We start from the raw sequence: 15,824 nt of genomic DNA, 5'->3' as shown, positions 1-15,824 counted from the left end.
CGCGCGGCTCTCGACTGCGGCCGCGGCGAGCAGCATGCGCCCACCCAACGTCAGGACGCTCTTCGGCCCGGTGTAGCGGAGCGCGACGTCGGTCGCATCGCGAGCCACCGCCGCCGCGCCCGGCGCATGACCCTCGAGCAACAGCGCCCGCGCGAGATTGAGCTCGGCGGCGGCGAGCGCGCCCGACGGCCCCATCACGGCCTTGCGAGTGTTGATCGACCGATGCAGCAGGTCGACAGCCCTCGGCAGGTTACCCCTTGCCAAGGCGATCGCGCCCTGATTTTGGATCGCGGTCAGCAGATTGTCGTCGGTTCGCCCCTGCCGCTCGCGGTAGGCGCGGACGTCGGCCATGAACCCGTCGGCCGCATCGAAGTCGCCGTTGGCCATCAGCGCGAGGGCGAGGCTGTTCTTGATGTTCGAGACGTCCTCGGGCGGAACCCCGGCAGCGGGCGCAGCCGTCTCGGCCAGACCGAGGCGGAGGACCGCGATCGCGCCGGCGATATCGTGGCGCGCTTTGCGGATCTGGCCCTCGACGATGCGGCTGCGCGCCAATTCGCCGCGATAGCGGGGCGAATGCCGCATCCACCACGCCTGCGCCACCGTCAGTTCGCGCGCGGCCACCTCGACATCGCCCGACCGCAGGCGCGACTGGGCGAGCATCAGCCGGACGCGGTTGGCGGTCGCCGGATCGGCGCGCGCCGCCGCCGAGGCGAGATAGCGCGCCTCGAGCGCGACACCGGCCGATTCGTCGGTCATCTCAGAATAGAGGTTGGCGAGAAATTCAACGACGCGGCCGTATTTCGCCGGATCGCCGCCAAAGCTGCGGTCGAGGTTGGCGACGCTCTTCTCGAGGACCTGTTCCGCCGTCACCGGCGCGTCGCCGCCCGCGTCGGCGGCGGTGTGGAACATCAGGGCAAAATAATCCATCGCCGCGTCGGTCCGCGCGACTTCGGCCTCGAAGTGATCGCGCTCGGCGATCGCGCGGCGCGCCTCGATGCCCGTCGCCACAATCCCGCCGGCGAGCGCGACGACGACCAGCGCGCCGGCGATGGCGGCCCACCGGAAGCGGTATAGCAGCCGTCCCGCGACGTAGAGCCGCTGGTCCCGCCGGACCGCGATCGGCTCGCCGCGCAGATGGCTGCCGATATCGGCCGCCAGCGCATCGGCGTTGGCGTAGCGGGCGGCCGGATCAAGCTGCAGCGCCGTCGCCACGATGGCGGCAAGGTCGCCGCGCAGATCGTGGTGCCGGCCGGCATCGGTGGCGGGCCGCGGCGGCGGTCTGGCCGCATCCGGCCCCGCCGACGCGGCGGTCTCGGCTGGCAGCGTTCCCGTGACCAGCTGGTGGAAGAGCACGCCGAGGGCATAGACGTCGGTCGCGGTCGTCACCGGTTCGTGCGCGAGCTGCTCGGGAGCGGCATAGACCGGGGTCAGCATCGGTGTCGCCGCCCCCGCCGGCAGCCCCGCGGTCAGGGCCCGCGCGGCCCCGAAGTCGAGCAGGCGGACCGCCCCCCGGTCGGTGACAAGGACGTTGCTCGGCTTGATGTCGAGGTGGACGACGAGGTTGCGGTGGGCGTGGGCGACCGCGTCGCAGACCTCGATAAACAGCGCCAGCCGCCGTCTCAGCGACAGACCGCGGGCGAAGTCTACGACAGGCACGCCGTCGACGAATTCCATCGCCATGAAGGGATGGCCGTCGTCGTCAAGGCCGCCGTCGTACAGCCGGGCGATGCTGGGATGTTCGAGCCGGGCGACGATCGCGCGCTCGTCCTCGAAGCGGTCGAGATAGGCGGACGCATCAATCGCGATAATCTTGAGGGCGGCGCGCTGCGCAAATCCCCCCTCGGCGCGCGCCGCCTCGTAGACCGTGCCCATCCCGCCGTGACCGATCGCCCGCACGACCTGCCACGAGCCGACGCGGGTGCCGGCAGGAAGATCGGGCAAAAGCGTTTGGGCCGCGAGGCGGGGACGCCGGTCGAAGAAGCTTTGCGTCGCGGCAGCGGCGGCGAGCAGGCTTTCGACCTCGGCGACAACCGCGGGGTCGCGCGTGCCGGCAGCGATGCGTCCGGCGCGGTCGGCAACCGGCCAGTCGAGTGCGGCGTCGAACAGCGACTTGGCCTCGCCCCACTGCGCCGCCGACAACTCCACGTCGTGCTCCCTGGCTCCGGCCAGCGGAATATTTCACGGATCGTGTCCGGAAGCGAGGCCGGACAGCGTGTTGCTGATCGAGAGAAGCTCGGCAGAGGATGGGGAGGACCGGCATGATCAGTGTCATCACCGCCGCCGCGGTCGCCTGGTGCGGGAAGAAGCCCCACAAGACGATGGCTCGCTGCTCGTCAAACACTTCTACCGCCTGAAAGCGCCGACAAAGCGCTTGGCACCTCGTTGACGTCCCCCCGTTTTCTTCCTCCGGTATGAATGAGAGTTTTACGGCTGTGTGACCACCGATGAGGAGGAGCAGATTTCGTACGCGCTGCGGCAAGCCGAGACCGGGACGCCGGTGGCCGAGGTGATCCGGCGGATGGGCGTGTCGGAGCAGACGTTCTACCGGTGGAAGAAGCTGTATGCGGGGCTTGGCGTCGGCGAGCTGCGCCGATTGAAGCTGCTCGAGGAGGAGAACCGCAAGCTCAAGCAGCTGGTCGCGGATCTCAGCCTCGACAAGCATATCCTGCAGGACGTGCTCGCAAAAAAGCTCTGACGCCTGGACGGCAGCGCGAGCTCGTCGCGTCCGTCCAGGCGTCCCACGGCGTCAGCCAGCGGCGTAGCTGCCTTGCGCTCGACGTCGTTCGTTCCCTGGTCCGCTATGTCTCGGTGAAGCCGGACCAGGCGCCGCTGCGTCTTCGCATCTACGACCTTGCGCAGACGCGGATGCGGCACGGCTATTATCGGATCTACATCATGCTGCGGCGGGAGGGCTGGCTGGTGAACCACAAGCGGGTCTACCGCCTGTATCGACAGGATGGACTGAGCCTTCGGCTCAAGAAGCCGAGGCGCAACGTCAGCGCTGCCGACCGGGTGCGGCAGCCCGCGGCGGCGGCCCCGAACGAGATGTGGTCGATGGACTTCGTCTCGGACGCCCTGTTCGACGGCCGGCGTCTGCGGGCGCTGACCGTCGTCGACACCTACACGCGCGAGGCACTGGCGATCGACGTCGATCAGGGCATCAAGGGCGAGCAAGTCGTCGAGGCCATGGCGCGAATTGCGGGCACGCGCGGATCGCCGAAGACCATTCGTGTCGACAACGGCCCAGAGTTCATCTCGAAGGCGCTCGACCGCTGGGCCTATGAGAGCGGCGTCACGCTCGACTTCTCGCGACCCGGCAAGCCGACCGACAATGCCTTCGTCGAGTCGTTCAACGGTCACTTGCGCGACGAGTGCCTCAACGCACACTGGTTTCTGTCGCTGGCCGATGCCCGGGCCAAGATCGAGGCGTGGCGAAGCTTCTACAACGAGAGCCGGCCTCACACGTCGCTTGGCTGGCTAACGCCGAATGAATATGCTGCTGCAGCGGCCCTCCGGGCCGCCGAATGAAGTCCGGATGCTCACCTTCAAATTGGAGGACAATCCGGGGGACCCTCAAACCCCACAAGCCGCCATTCAGCGAGCCCTGAAAGCTTCTCCAGATCAGTCGCTCGTTCATCGACGTGGCCAAGACCGTCGATCGCGTGGCAGCCGGGCTCCAGGATCATAGACAGTTACCTTGTGTGCGTCGTCTGCCCAACGCCACAGCACCAGATTGCGGCCTCCCTGCGGTGCGGCGACGGCAAAGCTAGGCACAATGACGCCCGCGAATCCGGCGGCGATCAAAGCATCGACAGCCTGCCACGACGCCGGCGTTTCACTTCGTGCGAGCTCAAGCCGCCAGCCACCAGTCAGGTCGTCGAGACTGATACCGTGCGCTGCGCGGTCCGCCTCGCTGGTCAGATCGGCGAGATCGTCGCAATCGACATCATACTCGCACAACGTTAGCGGCGGCAGACGACGTCCGAAGCCCTGCGAGCACTCGGCAATTGCTGTACTGAGATCCAACGCCAAGTACAACGCCGGCACTCCGCGTCGGTTGAAACGGCCGCCCGTGAGGCGCGCTCCCTCACCCGATAGAGGAGCAAATGCCCAGCTAGGATCGTGACCCCGCCAGGCGCGGCCCATGTAGCGCATCCGTTCACGCGGCTTAGGCAAACCCGCCCAATGCCACAGCATCGAGATGGTCGCGGACCGCGCCGGCCATGCCGTCCTTGACCAGCGCTTCTGCTGTCCGCCCGCCGAACGCCGGGATTGGCTCAGAGCGATACCACGCCATGGCCTGTGCCTCACCGCCAGCCCAGTCGCGAACCCGCCCTACGATCTCCAACATCTCAATCATACGCCGCTGGATGCGCGGCGCGGTGCGCCGATCGGCCTTGGCAACCGCAGTTGCGCCAATGCCTGCCGTCTCCGCGAGTTGCAGCCGCGACATCCTAAACAGATTTGCGGCGCGAGAAACGTCGACATGGCCCGCTCGGTCCATCAAGGCCGCGACCAGCCCGCCTTGCTCATCGCCTCGCGTCAACGCTACCGTAGCCATGTCTGTCGTCCTGTCTTGGACCAAGACACTTATTAGGGCTCCAATCCCTCGGATTGCAAGCCTTTGGTCGAGACGGGCAGCGATCCTCGACCTGTCGAATCGACCGCTCGTTCACTGACGCGCTGCCCTTAGGCGAATCCTAAGCCTATTGAGCGTAGGTTAGCACGTTCAGCTAACGTTGCGGAGAGAGGTGTGGGCCACTCTTCATTCGACCCGGCCTTCCGGGAGCTTCGGCCTTGGAACGAAGGTCGTTTGATGGGCGCCAAGCGCGCCCTGAAGCCCCAGCAGGTGTGGGCCATCCGCTTCTGGCTCGACCAGCATCGTCGCCTGCGCGACCGCGCGCTGTTCGATCTGGCAATAGACAGCAAGCTGCGCGGTTGCGACGTCGTCAAGCTGCGGATCGGTGATGTCGTCGCCGGCGGCCATATCCGTGACCGGGCCATCGTGGTCCAGCAGAAGACCAAGCGGCCGGTGCAGTTCGAGATCGTCGAACCCACCCGAAAGACGCTCCTCGCCTGGCTCGAGCGTCGCGGCGGCACGCTCAACGACTTCGTTTTCCCGAGCAGAAACAATTATATGGATCACATGAGCACCCGCCAGTACGCTCGGCTGCTACGCGAATGGGTGACGGGCATCGGCCTCCAAGCAGAGGAATACGGAACCCACTCGTTGCGCCGGACAAAAGCATCGATCATCTACAAGGCAACGGGCAACCTGCGCGCCGTCCAGATCCTCCTCGGCCATGCCAAGATCGAGAGCACGGTCAGGTATCTCGGCGTCGACGTGGAGGATGCGCTCGCCTTGTCGGAGAAGACGGAGATCTGACGCGCTGCGTGGCACCCCAATGTCGGTCATTGCCCTTGCGTACATGGCTTCCCGACAACGACCATTCGTTCAGCGGCCACATCCCGCTCTGGCGGCCGGAAGCCGCCTTTTCGATATTATCGCGCGGGCTCGCAAGCGGACGCTGCAGCAGGCTGCCGCTAATTTGCACCGGGGCGCATGCTGGCGGATATGATCCTGCCCGGTGTTATCGCCTACCGCCGCGCGGGCGTCGCAATGGGGAGCAGCATGGATGCGATTCGCAACGATGTTCGCCACCTTCGCATCGGCGTTCGCTACCGAGTGGCGCGCGCGTTCACGGATTACGACGGCGCTCTCCATCCGGTCGGTGAGACATGGCGTTTCGGCGGAGCGGCCTTCTTGCCGTACGAGGACGGGTACACCTTCTACGTCTCGGCCGATGGGGTCAACGAGACGAGCTTCCGGATGCAAGATCGCCCTGAGACTCAGGGCGGGTTCTTCGTCGATGCGGCGGCCCATATCTCGGCAGTTCGGCCCGAGTCGCCACCATTAGCTTCAGCTACGACCGCCGGATCGGTCACCGCAGCGGCGGCGCTCGCGGCTGCCGCCGCCTCGGCCGCCCATTCAACAGGTGGCAGCGAGGCGAGAACGGTCTCTGTGTCGGCACCTGCCGGCACATTGTCTCACGCTGGCAACCGCGTAACCGCGACGACGCCTCTACCGCCGTTTCGATTTTCTTTAAGCGCTCTGCGCGAGCGGCGGAGAGTCGCGCGGGCACGATACCGAGCTGCGGCCAGGCGCCTTCGGCTGAATCCACCAATGTGGCTCATCCTTGGAAGTTTGCCGGCGGCTGCCTTCGTCATCCTCTATGGGTTCCAAGCCCACGCGCGCGGCGAGAAGATCTCGTTCGGACGTTACGGCGTCTTCAATGATTACCCATGGTGGAGCGCCGTGATCTACGGCGCGGTATGGCTGGTCGCTGCCCTCGTTGGACTGATGCGGAAGCTAGTTCGAGATCGCGGCCGGCGAGCCGATGGACCGTCGTAGCCTTTTCGAAAGCTCGACACCCCATAAGCCGCCGTGCGGCAGCCTCATTCTGCATCCGATATTCAGACGCCTGTTCATGTCGCGGATCGGCCGCTCTCTTGGCCGGCAACACCGCTTTCCGAGTAGACCGATTGCCGCCGAGATAGCTGTTGCGAAGCAGTCTCACCGCCTCTAAGCGCTGCGAGTAAGTCGCAAGATTAGCAAGGTGGGGAATGCGTTCGGGTGTGGGGCTGGGGCTGGCCGTAATTGGCGTAGCCGGGACGATGATGGGCTCCGCTGCCGCCGCGTCCGATGCAGCGGACGATGCGTCGAAAGAGATCGTCGTCACCGGCACCAAGATCGACCTCAAGCCCACCGTCCAGTCGACCGCGAGCTTCATCGCCGCGACCCCGCTCGACACTCCCGCAACCATCTCGGTCGTTCCCTCCACCCTCATCGTCGACCGCGGCATCACCGGCCTCGACGACGTCCTGCGCAACATCCCCGGCGTCCAGGTCGCACAGGGCGAGACGAGCGGCCGCGCGGCGGGCGAGGACGCGGTCAGCCGCGGCTTCCCCATCAACACCTCGGGCGTCTTCCGCGACGGGCTGCGCGAGTTCACCTACGCCAACGTACCGGTCGAGCTCTACGACCGCATCGAGTTGCTCAAGGGCCTGACCGCGCTCCAGGCGGGATTCATCGGCCCAGCCGGGATCCTCAACCTGATCACCAAGCGGCCGCAGCCCGACGACGCGGTCCATGCCGATGCTCAGGTAACCAACTTCGGTGGCGTGCGGCTGGTTGGCGACGTCAACTTCGCCGATATCAGTGCGGGCATCAGCGTCCGCGTGGTGGGCGTCTACGAAAACCTCGCCAACTACATCCGCGGCTTCGGCGGGCGGCGGCTATCGGCGCTGGTCGCGGTCCGCGTGCCGCTCGGCGAGACGACGACGCTCGACCTCGACGCGTCGCACACCGATCAGCAGTCGGATTACCAGACGCCCCTCTACTACTTCAACGGCAACCCGACGGCGCTGCCCAACGCCGACCCGCGGACCTTCCTTGGCCAGCACTATTCGGGCTATCCGATCCGAGCGACTTCGGCGAGTGCGCGGCTGACGCATGAGTTCGGCGGCGGCTGGAAGCTGGTCGCCGGCGGGCAGGGGCAAAGCTTCAGCCGCTTCACCAATCGCTGCGGCCAAGCGTCACTCAACGATCCCGATCCGGTCACCGGCGACGCCGGCTACGACATCGGCTGCGAGCCAAATAACTCACCCAATCGCGACAGCGATCGCAACCTGCCCTTCTACAACGCCGAGGTTCGCCTGACCGGCGGCTTCACTTTGTTCGGCATGAAGCACGACGTCGCCGTCGGCTACCAGTACAGCTATTTCCAGTACCGGCCGGCGTCGGGCAACTTCTTCTACACCGCGATCGACACGGCGGGAGCCGGCATCTTCACCCAGAACGTGTTCACCCCGCGCACCTACGCCATCCCGACGCTGTACGAGCGCGAGCCGCGGACCTCGTTCAACGGCCACTACGAGGTCACCGACCAGGGCGTCTACGCGCAGGACCGCATTGACCTGTTCGACGGTGTCCAGCTCTGGCTTGGCGGCCGCTACGTCAACTACGACTCCCCCAACTTCAACCGGCCGGTGACGAGTGTCGGCGACGGCATCGCCATCGTCGATGCCAACAACCGGGTCGTCTCGGGCGACGGCAGCACGGTCTTCGGCGATTTCGTCAAGGACGACGCTAACTCCTATACGGTGTCGACCTTCACGCCGGCGGCGGCGATCGTCTGGAAGCCCGCCGCTACGGTCTCGCTCTACGGCAGCTACAGCCAGGCGCTCGAGCAGGGCGGCACCGCGCCCGATACGGCGGCCAACGCCGGCCAGCTGTTCCCACCCCTGCGCAGCACGACCTACGAGCTCGGCGCGAAGTGGGACATCGGCAAGGCGCTGCTGACCGCCGCCCTCTTCCACATCGACAAGCCGCTCCAGGTGACCAACAGCCGGAACATCTTCACCCAGGACGGAACACAGCGCCACGAAGGCATCGAGGTGTCGGCGTCAGGACAGATCGCGCCGAACCTGACCGCCGTCGCCGGGCTGCTCCTGCTTCACGCCAAGCAGGTCAACGTCAGCGATCCGACCCTCGAAGGCAAGCGGCCGCCCGGCGTCGCCGGCGTCGTCGCCAACGCCTACCTCGAGTACGCCGCGCCGTGGCTGCCGGGGCTGGTGCTCAGCGCCGGCGACTATCACGTCGGGAACCAGTACCTGTTTGGCGACGGCGTCTTTAAGGTCGGGGCGTATGACCGCATCGACGCCGGCGCGCGTTTTGTCTTCGCTGTACGCCATGCCCGCGTCACGACCCGTCTCAACGTCATCAACTTCGCGAACACACGCTACAACACGGTCGACGCCAACGGCGGCGGCGACGTCATCGCCGGCGCGCCGCGGACCTTCCGCCTGTCGGCCGGCGTCGACTTCTAGCGGCTGGTGAGCCGCGTCCGCCGCACCCTGACGCTGGTCCACCGCTGGACCGGGCTGGCTCTCGCGGCGTTCCTCGTCGTGATCGCCGCGACCGGCGCGATCCTGCCGTTCCAGACCGAGCTGGAGCGCCTGATCGCGCCCGAGCGCTTCGTCGCCGCGCCATCGCCGACCGCTCAGCCGCTCGACTGGCTGACGCTCCACCGCATCGCCGAGGCGCGCAGCGGTGGCATCGCCACGACGCTCATTCTCCACCGCGACGGCGACGCAGCGCCGGCCTACGGCGTCGTCGCCGCGCCGGACTGGCCGCCGCTTGGCTTCGACGAGATCGTGCTCGATCCCTACACCGGCCGCGAGATCGCTCGCGACACCGACGGCGATCTCGGCGACGGTCCGGCGCAAATCATTCCTTTCCTCTTCCGCGTCCACCAGAACCTCGCGCTCGGCGACTGGGGGACGGTCCTCGTCGGCGTCGTTGCGCTGGCCTGGACGCTCGACTGCTTCGTTGGCTTCTATCTTACGCTGCCAGCGGAAAGGCGACGGTGGTGGCCGAAGTGGGGGCGGGCGTGGCGCCTCCGCCTGCCGGCGACAACCGGCTTCCGCTTCGCCTTCGACCTCCACCGCGCCGCCGGGCTGTGGCTGTGGCCGATGCTGTTCGTGTTCGCGTGGAGCGGCGTCGCGCTCGACCTGCCGCAGGTCTACGTGCCGGTGATGCGCGTGGTCATCGGCTTGGCCGATCCCGATCCGCCGTCGCAACCCGAAGTAGGCCGCCCGCCGGCACTCGACTGGCCGCACGCCCTCGCCGCCGCCCGTGCTCGCGTCCGAGAAGTCGCTGCGCGACAGGGAGTGCGGATCGAACGCGAGCGCGAGCTTCGTTACGTCACTGCCGACCACCGCTATGCCTATGCGCTGCGGACGAGCCGCGACAAGAGCGACAACGGTGCCAACACGTGGCTCTATCTCGACGCTGACACCGGCCAGCCTATCATGGTGGCGTTCCCGACCGGTACACGGGCCGGCAATACGATCGACACTTGGCTTGGCTATCTGCATGAGGCGATGGTGTTCGGTCTGCCATACCGCATATTCGTGTCGTTCGTCGCGATCGCGGTCGTCGGGCTGACGACTACCGGAGTGCTGATCTGGCTGCGGAAAAGGACCGCAAAGCGATGGCGGTCTGATACGCTTATTACGGTCAATGTAGCCGAACGCACAAAGCAATAAGGAGGACCCCATTTTCAGACAGTCAGCGCTATTTTCGGCCACTCCGACTTTGGCCGTTTGTTCATGTCGGCACCAAGGGAGGGTCCGGGCGGTGCGCCCCTCCGGACCAGCCGCACGTTCGGAGAGGACAGGCCCAGTAGAGAGCGAAGTGCCCTTGGCGGGATATTTCTTGGTGCTGTGCGCGGAGGCCCAGTTGACCTTAGAGGCTGACATTGCTTCAGACCCAAAACGGCTGGCGCTGTGGGAAGGCGAGACGCGGTTTAGTTGAGATAAATTCAGCTGCTGGATCGACGATGCCAAGCAAACCAAGATTTGCCGGAGGCGAATCGCGCACCAAGAGGGTTGCTTCAACTGAGGCCTCCGGCACCGGAACGACAATCACCCGCGGTTCGGAGGTCATCTAGGATAACAGACCGAGTGATCGCATCGTCGCATCGATTACGTGCCGGACGCCGTCCGCACGTTCGAAGCGCAGCCGCGCCTCGTCTCTGCGGCCAGCTCCGGCAAGGATCAGCCCGGCAATGTAGTCGTTGGCGTGGCCGCCGCGGACATCGTCGTCGCGCGCCATCCATTCAAGCAGGCCATCGAGCGTCGCCGTCTCGGCAAACCAAGGTATAGCACTCGAGGTCACGTCGGCGACCAGGTGCGTAGCCAAGTCTGCAGTATCCGTGCCAGGGCACAGTTCGTACCCCTTTGCCGCGCGACCCGACAACACCGCCAATGGCCGCTGTACGAGCGGGGCTCCGGTCGCAGCGAGAGCATCGAGCGATGTGGCGGGGGTGTAGCCTTGAGCCGGTGCGGCACCAACGGCCAGCGCGAAGTGGATCGACGAGGATGTCGCCCAGCGTGACTGCTCGACTGTAAGATATTGCGTTGTTCCCACCTGACGCAGATAGCTGTCGCCGCTCGGCGAAAACCCGGCCGTCATCATGGCTGGCGTAAGCGAAGTTGCGAGGAATTCCTTGAGCGCGCGCTTCATGACCGGCTTGGCCCCTCAACCGACGCCGGCATCACGCATCTTCTTGCCGACCAATGCAGCGCCGTTTGCATCGCCGGCTTGTCCGAGCGCCGAGATACCGCGCTGCATGGCAGCTTTGAGCGCCGGCTCATTGATCTTGCCGTGCGCCGCGGCCATCGCCGCATCGGTCAACGTGGTTGCGTCGCCGAGAGGTCCGAGCGCCGCCAGCAGCCGCGATCCTGGGTCGGCTACAGCTGCGACCTGTGCCGCGACACTGGCCGACGTCGGTTGCGTGTCATGCGGCGGATCATAGCTTGATCCGGCCACCCCGGGATCGGCGGCATCGGGCCGAAGCGCCGCGGCCGCCGCGCGGGTCGAGTCTGGAAAATCAGGAATATCAATACCAAGGTACAACAGTATGGCAGTCGCCGCTGCGGCAAGACTGACGACCGCGGCGATTTGCGTGCCGGCCGCAGCTACCGCCCCCGCAGCGAAAGCCAGAGCGGCAAGAATTTGAGCCCAGAAGACAATGATCAGCACGACCAGCAGAATAGCCAGCAAGACAAGGATGATCGTGCCCCAATGCTCGCTGATCCAATGCCCCGCCGCACCGAGCTTTTGCAGCACCCAGCGCGCGCCATCCGCAATGCCCTCAAGCGTACCATCGATCAGCTCGACCATCTGGCGCTTCAGCGCCTGCCACTGCTTGCGCAGCGCGTCGAGCGCTGCCTTGAATGCTAACAGCCAGGCAGGATTGGCCAGCCCCGTGCCCGTGCACCAGTAGACAACCGCGCCGAAAGGGTCCGCCTCGATGTTGAGAACCTTGCCGGGATCTCCCACGAATGGCCCAATCGGCAAACCTTTGCCGGTCCGTCCACTGAGGTCGAGCGGCACTGTTGGCTTGGGGCCACCAACCAGGCCGAGATAGAGACTATCTTGCCGGTCAAGCGGCCGCGCCGGCAGCCGCCCCAGCCACTCGTTATGACGATTCATATAGTGCCCCGCTTCGGCGGTCGCCGCCGCGGACCCAGTCTGTGTCGATTTGATCTCGCCGATCGCAACGTTGGCGGGTTGGTTGCTCCAGAGATCGGCAAAGCCGGGCGGAGTAAACGAAATCGTCGGTACGGCCGGCGGCCACGCTTTGGTGCCCCGCGGGATGGTGCCGAACGGGATGCCTAAGGTGACGGCGATCTGCTGGTGCGCGATCGAGCCGGCGATCCATGGCGGTAGCGGCAGCAGCCAGTTGTGGCAGTTGGTCGGTGTCCCGTCGTGGCTGCAGGCGCGCCGCACGGTCGTCGCCTCGCCAGCGTTCTGGGCGACATGGACGAGCTCGTGACCAAGCAGGCCCAGACCAGCCGGCGTGCCGGGGCGGTAAGCGCCTTCCGCAAAGCCTATGTGTCGTCCGACGGTAAACGCTTGCGCACTCACAGAGTGTGCGGCCTCATCGGCGGCGCTGTCGTCGTGTACGCGAACATCGCCCAGTCCGATGCCGAGCCGGCTCTCGAATAGACGGCGGGCTAGTGGATCGAGTGCACGTCCCGGCCGTGCGACGACGCTGCCGATCTCTGCCGGTGCCGGCCGACCGCCGTGAACGTCTGATCCGGCGGCAGCTCTCCGCACCGTCGGCGTGCCGCAGTCCGGACAGCTGGCACCGGCGGTAAGCAAAGTGTCGTCGCTGCAACTGGCACAGCTTCGGGTGACCATTGGTGCCGTTCGCTGCGGCCGCACAGCGTGACCGGCGAGCATCAGCACAGACAGCGCATCGGCTTCGTGCTCAGCTGGATCATTGGCGTGACCGATGGTTAGGCCGGCCACAACTCGCCCGGCGAAGCCCACGCCCCGGCCGCTACGGCCTTGCCGAGCGTCGTCGCGACCGCTCACGCCCCCCTTTGTCTCGGCAACTGCGGCGGATCCCATGAGTTCATCCCCAAACAGCTTCGAACTATAGTCTGGGCAGCGGCACGAACCAAGTTCATCGTGCCGCGATCGGTCGCCTTGCGGCCGACGGTCGCGCTTGGCGTCCGCCTTCGCAGGACGTCTGGCGATGATGCTCCAGCCGTGGCACGTAGCAACTTTCCGCAGGCAACCGGCGCTGATCAGTTCGGACTGGCCGCTGCCGATCCGTTGGATAGCCGGCAAACTGCGAACATTGAGGGTTGACTGCTTCCAGCTTCGCTAGAGACCCCATAGGTGGTCACTTGGATAGCTCTCTATGCCCCTTGGCTCTGGACATTCATTCAGGCTCGGGTCCGCGCCGATGCCGTTGCTTCCGCGGAGTAAGATGGCATTGTTTGGATTGATTGCACTACGCGGTCGGTGACGATCGAGGGCATTGCCTGGAGAAGCGATCGGGCCAGCCACTGTTTTGCGAGCGACCCGTGCGCCCCATGCCGACCCTCCGCTGCACGCCGAACGATGTAGCCCACCCGCTTGAGGCGAAGACGCGCGACGACCGACGCAATCTCGTTCGGCGCGTGCGTGCGCGCCGCTGCGCCCAGAGCAACCGCGTCTTCCAGCGCCTGGCAGGCGCCCTGACCCAGGTTCGGCTCCATAGCGTGAGCCGCGTCTCCAACCCGCACCACGTGACCGCGACCGAAGTCGCGCGGTACCGTACGAGCGTGGATGGAAAAGGGAATCAGCCCCCCGGGCGGCGTGGCGCCGACCGCACGACTCACGATGGGCAGGTAGCGCATCGCTCGCGCGGCGACCTCACCATAGTTAGGCGGATCGGCACCGGCCCGCTGGTCGCGCATGTAGAACCAGTAGCGCCGCTTGCCGGTCAACTCGAACAGGCCGAACCGTTCGCCCCAGCCCCAGTACTCGGCAGCGAGGCCATCGAGTCCGTCGCCGTCGACCGGGTCGGACAAGGCGACCACGCCGCCATAGCCGCGGTAGGACACCGCGTCCGGTTCTGCCGCGACCGAGCGCAAGCCACCAGCGTCAACGATCAGATCGGCCTGCGCCGTTCGCCCGTCGCTGAAGTGGAGCAACGCGCCGCTGGAGTGCTCCTCGACCCCTGCGACCTCGCGGCCGAGCACGAGCGCATCGGACGGCAGAGCATCGACGAGTGCATGCAACAGGTCGCTGCGTGTCACCAACATGGCCTCGCCATCCACTCGCCGCGGCGGGATGATGGGTCGGCCGCCACGATCCGCCACCAATATGGTCGTGAACGGCATCCCGGAGCGCCGTACGACTTCGACCACGTCCAGTCGCGCCAGAGCCGCCATCGCATTTGACCACAGGCTGAGCGCGCCCCCGACCGCTTCGAGCCGCGCGGCGCGCTCGGAGACCCTGACCTGCCAACCGGCTTGCACCAGGGCCAGCCCGGCGGCAGAGCCGGCGATACCGCCGCCCAGGACAATCGCTGACGGCACGACCGCTCCTCTCGTCAGCCAAAGCTGCGGTGCACGAAGCTCAGGACGAGTTTTGGTTCGCGGCCAAGGTATGCGCCACCACCGCGTTGGCGTGTCCATGGCCCATTCCGTGCTCACTTTTTAATATGGAGACCAACTCCATGTGGGAAGCCGGTAGCCGCTCGCGAATCACCGCCTGCCATTCGGCTATCGGCCTACCATACTTCCTCTCAATCGAGGGAAAATAGGACGCAGGTCCTTTGACGGACTCGTCAGCCACACACCCCCCGCTCAACGCTCATGTTACATCGATCATCCCCTTCGGCGACGAGCGACGCAAGAGCATCTGCGACCGAGACCCCAAATCTGGACGTTCAGCGTCGCCATACAGCTTCTAACAACCGGTCACTCGTTCACGTTGAGGCCGGACGGGCAAGACGCGATGACATTGCCGTCGCTGAGACCTTACGGACCGCTGCGAACCGCGCGCCGCCTTCCTACGGAGTGCCAAAAGCACCTGTCGCCCTTATACGAGAGCGCTGCGATGTAGACGTAAGGGGCATGCATAGCGTGACTAGCGTCCCGCCAAAACGAGGTTTCGTTGATGGCAAAGGTGAGAGTGGCGGCATTCGGGGTCTCCGCGGACGGTTATGGCGCGGGTCCCGAGCAGGACTTGGACCATCCCCTCGGCCGCGGCGGCGAACTGTTGCACAGCTGGTTTTTTCCGACCCGCACCTTCCGGCGAGAGGTCGCCGGCGACGGCGGAGGCTCCACCGGCATCGACGATGACTTCGCGGCTCGCAGCTTCGAGGACGTCGGCGCTTGGATCATCGGGCGCAACATGTTCGGCCCCATTCGAGGGGCCTGGCCGGACCACGGCTGGACAGGCTGGTAGGGACCACCCCCCCCTTCCACACGCCTGTATTCGTGCTGACGCATTACCCAAGGCCATCGGTCGAGATGGACGGAGGCACGGTCTTTCACTTCGTCGATGACGGCATCGAGGCGGTGCTGGATCGTGCGCGCGGCTACGCCGGCGAACGGGACGTGCGCATCGGGGGCGGCGTGGCGACGCTGCGCGCCTATCTGCAAGCCGGCCTGATCGACGAGATGCACCTCGCCATTGCTCCGGCGCTCCTGGGACGCGGAGAGCCCCTGTTCGAAGGATTGAACCTGCCCGCGTTGGGGTACGCCGTCAGCGAGCATGTTGCAGGCGAAGGTGCGATGCATCTTCTCATAGGGCACCACCAGACCACAAGGAGCTAACGGAAAGGCGTGACCCCATTCCCGGACGCTTGAGACCGACTAGCAGTGTACGCTCACGGACCCCATGTGTGGACGGCTCCCCGTTAGCAAGGGTGTTGAGGACTCTTGCATTGCTGGTTGGTGCGGCCATGTGT

At 65.9% G+C, this 15,824-nt stretch carries 15 protein-coding genes; 7 read left to right on the top strand and 8 right to left on the bottom strand.

Annotated features, from left to right (window positions below):
- Nucleotides 1-2,145, bottom strand: a 2,145-nt coding sequence (locus tag HUV01_RS04320; protein WP_174297085.1) for a serine/threonine-protein kinase, incomplete at its 3' end; no start/stop codon positions are given.
- A 289-nt stretch (nt 2,146-2,434) separates the two neighbouring features.
- Between HUV01_RS04320 and HUV01_RS04315 the strand changes: the two genes are divergently transcribed.
- A protein-coding gene (locus HUV01_RS04315; RefSeq protein ID WP_174297084.1) for an IS3 family transposase occupies nt 2,435-3,528 on the top strand; the annotation gives its coding sequence in 2 pieces (ribosomal slippage) (nt 2,435-2,681 and nt 2,681-3,528; 1,095 coding nt in all).
- Nucleotides 3,529-3,633: 105 nt separating this feature from the next.
- Here the strand turns inward: HUV01_RS04315 and HUV01_RS04310 are convergent.
- Nucleotides 3,634-4,146, bottom strand: coding sequence for an RES family NAD+ phosphorylase (locus tag HUV01_RS04310; RefSeq protein WP_217430904.1), 513 nt, complete (start codon nt 4,144-4,146; stop codon nt 3,634-3,636).
- Between the two features lie 22 nt (nt 4,147-4,168).
- Entirely contained in the window at nt 4,169-4,561 is a 393-nt protein-coding gene (locus tag HUV01_RS04305) for an antitoxin Xre/MbcA/ParS toxin-binding domain-containing protein (protein WP_174297082.1), read from the bottom strand.
- A gap of 255 nt (nt 4,562-4,816) precedes the next feature.
- On the opposite strand from HUV01_RS04305, the gene HUV01_RS04300 reads away from it, so the two are divergent.
- From HUV01_RS04300 to HUV01_RS04285, 4 genes are all read left to right on the top strand, one after another.
- Nucleotides 4,817-5,386, top strand: a complete 570-nt coding sequence (locus HUV01_RS04300; RefSeq protein WP_217430903.1) for a tyrosine-type recombinase/integrase — start codon at nt 4,817-4,819, stop codon at nt 5,384-5,386.
- 177 nt (nt 5,387-5,563) lie between these two features.
- Entirely contained in the window at nt 5,564-6,412 is an 849-nt protein-coding gene (locus HUV01_RS04295) for a DUF3601 domain-containing protein (protein WP_174297080.1), read from the top strand.
- A gap of 263 nt (nt 6,413-6,675) precedes the next feature.
- Nucleotides 6,676-8,889, top strand: coding sequence for a TonB-dependent receptor (locus HUV01_RS04290; protein ID WP_174297079.1), 2,214 nt, complete (start codon nt 6,676-6,678; stop codon nt 8,887-8,889).
- Between the two features lie 6 nt (nt 8,890-8,895).
- The gene (locus tag HUV01_RS04285; protein WP_174297078.1) at nt 8,896-10,110 is read left to right on the top strand and encodes a PepSY-associated TM helix domain-containing protein; all 1,215 of its coding nucleotides are present in this window, start codon (nt 8,896-8,898) and stop codon (nt 10,108-10,110) included.
- A 217-nt stretch (nt 10,111-10,327) separates the two neighbouring features.
- Here HUV01_RS04285 and HUV01_RS04280 read toward each other — a convergent pair whose 3' ends face one another.
- The 5 genes from HUV01_RS04280 to HUV01_RS04260 form a co-directional block, all read right to left on the bottom strand.
- Nucleotides 10,328-10,510 (bottom strand): hypothetical protein, encoded by a 183-nt coding sequence (locus tag HUV01_RS04280; RefSeq protein ID WP_174297077.1) that lies wholly within the window; start codon nt 10,508-10,510, stop codon nt 10,328-10,330.
- On the bottom strand, nt 10,511-11,089 hold the full coding sequence (locus HUV01_RS04275) for a hypothetical protein (RefSeq protein WP_174297076.1): 579 nt from the start codon (nt 11,087-11,089) through the stop codon (nt 10,511-10,513).
- A 15-nt stretch (nt 11,090-11,104) separates the two neighbouring features.
- Nucleotides 11,105-12,949, bottom strand: a complete 1,845-nt coding sequence (locus HUV01_RS04270) for an eCIS core domain-containing protein (protein ID WP_217430902.1) — start codon at nt 12,947-12,949, stop codon at nt 11,105-11,107.
- A 356-nt stretch (nt 12,950-13,305) separates the two neighbouring features.
- Nucleotides 13,306-14,445, bottom strand: a complete 1,140-nt coding sequence (locus tag HUV01_RS04265) for an FAD-dependent monooxygenase (protein WP_174297074.1) — start codon at nt 14,443-14,445, stop codon at nt 13,306-13,308.
- Between the two features lie 40 nt (nt 14,446-14,485).
- Nucleotides 14,486-14,704 (bottom strand): DUF4287 domain-containing protein, encoded by a 219-nt coding sequence (locus HUV01_RS04260; protein ID WP_174297073.1) that lies wholly within the window; start codon nt 14,702-14,704, stop codon nt 14,486-14,488.
- Between the two features lie 324 nt (nt 14,705-15,028).
- Between HUV01_RS04260 and HUV01_RS14890 the strand changes: the two genes are divergently transcribed.
- Both HUV01_RS14890 and HUV01_RS14885 read left to right on the top strand, forming a co-directional pair.
- Complete coding sequence (locus HUV01_RS14890; RefSeq protein WP_217430901.1) at nt 15,029-15,319, top strand: hypothetical protein; 291 nt, start codon at nt 15,029-15,031, stop codon at nt 15,317-15,319.
- A 32-nt stretch (nt 15,320-15,351) separates the two neighbouring features.
- Complete coding sequence (locus tag HUV01_RS14885; RefSeq protein ID WP_217430900.1) at nt 15,352-15,690, top strand: dihydrofolate reductase family protein; 339 nt, start codon at nt 15,352-15,354, stop codon at nt 15,688-15,690.
- Nucleotides 15,691-15,824 lie beyond the last annotated feature (134 nt).

The sequence above is a fragment of the Sphingomonas bacterium genome, from assembly GCF_903643035.1.
GTDB lineage: Bacteria > Pseudomonadota > Alphaproteobacteria > Sphingomonadales > Sphingomonadaceae > Sphingomonas.
The sequence above is the reverse complement of the archived record's forward strand: the minus strand, read 5'-3'. Positions and strand labels throughout refer to the sequence as shown.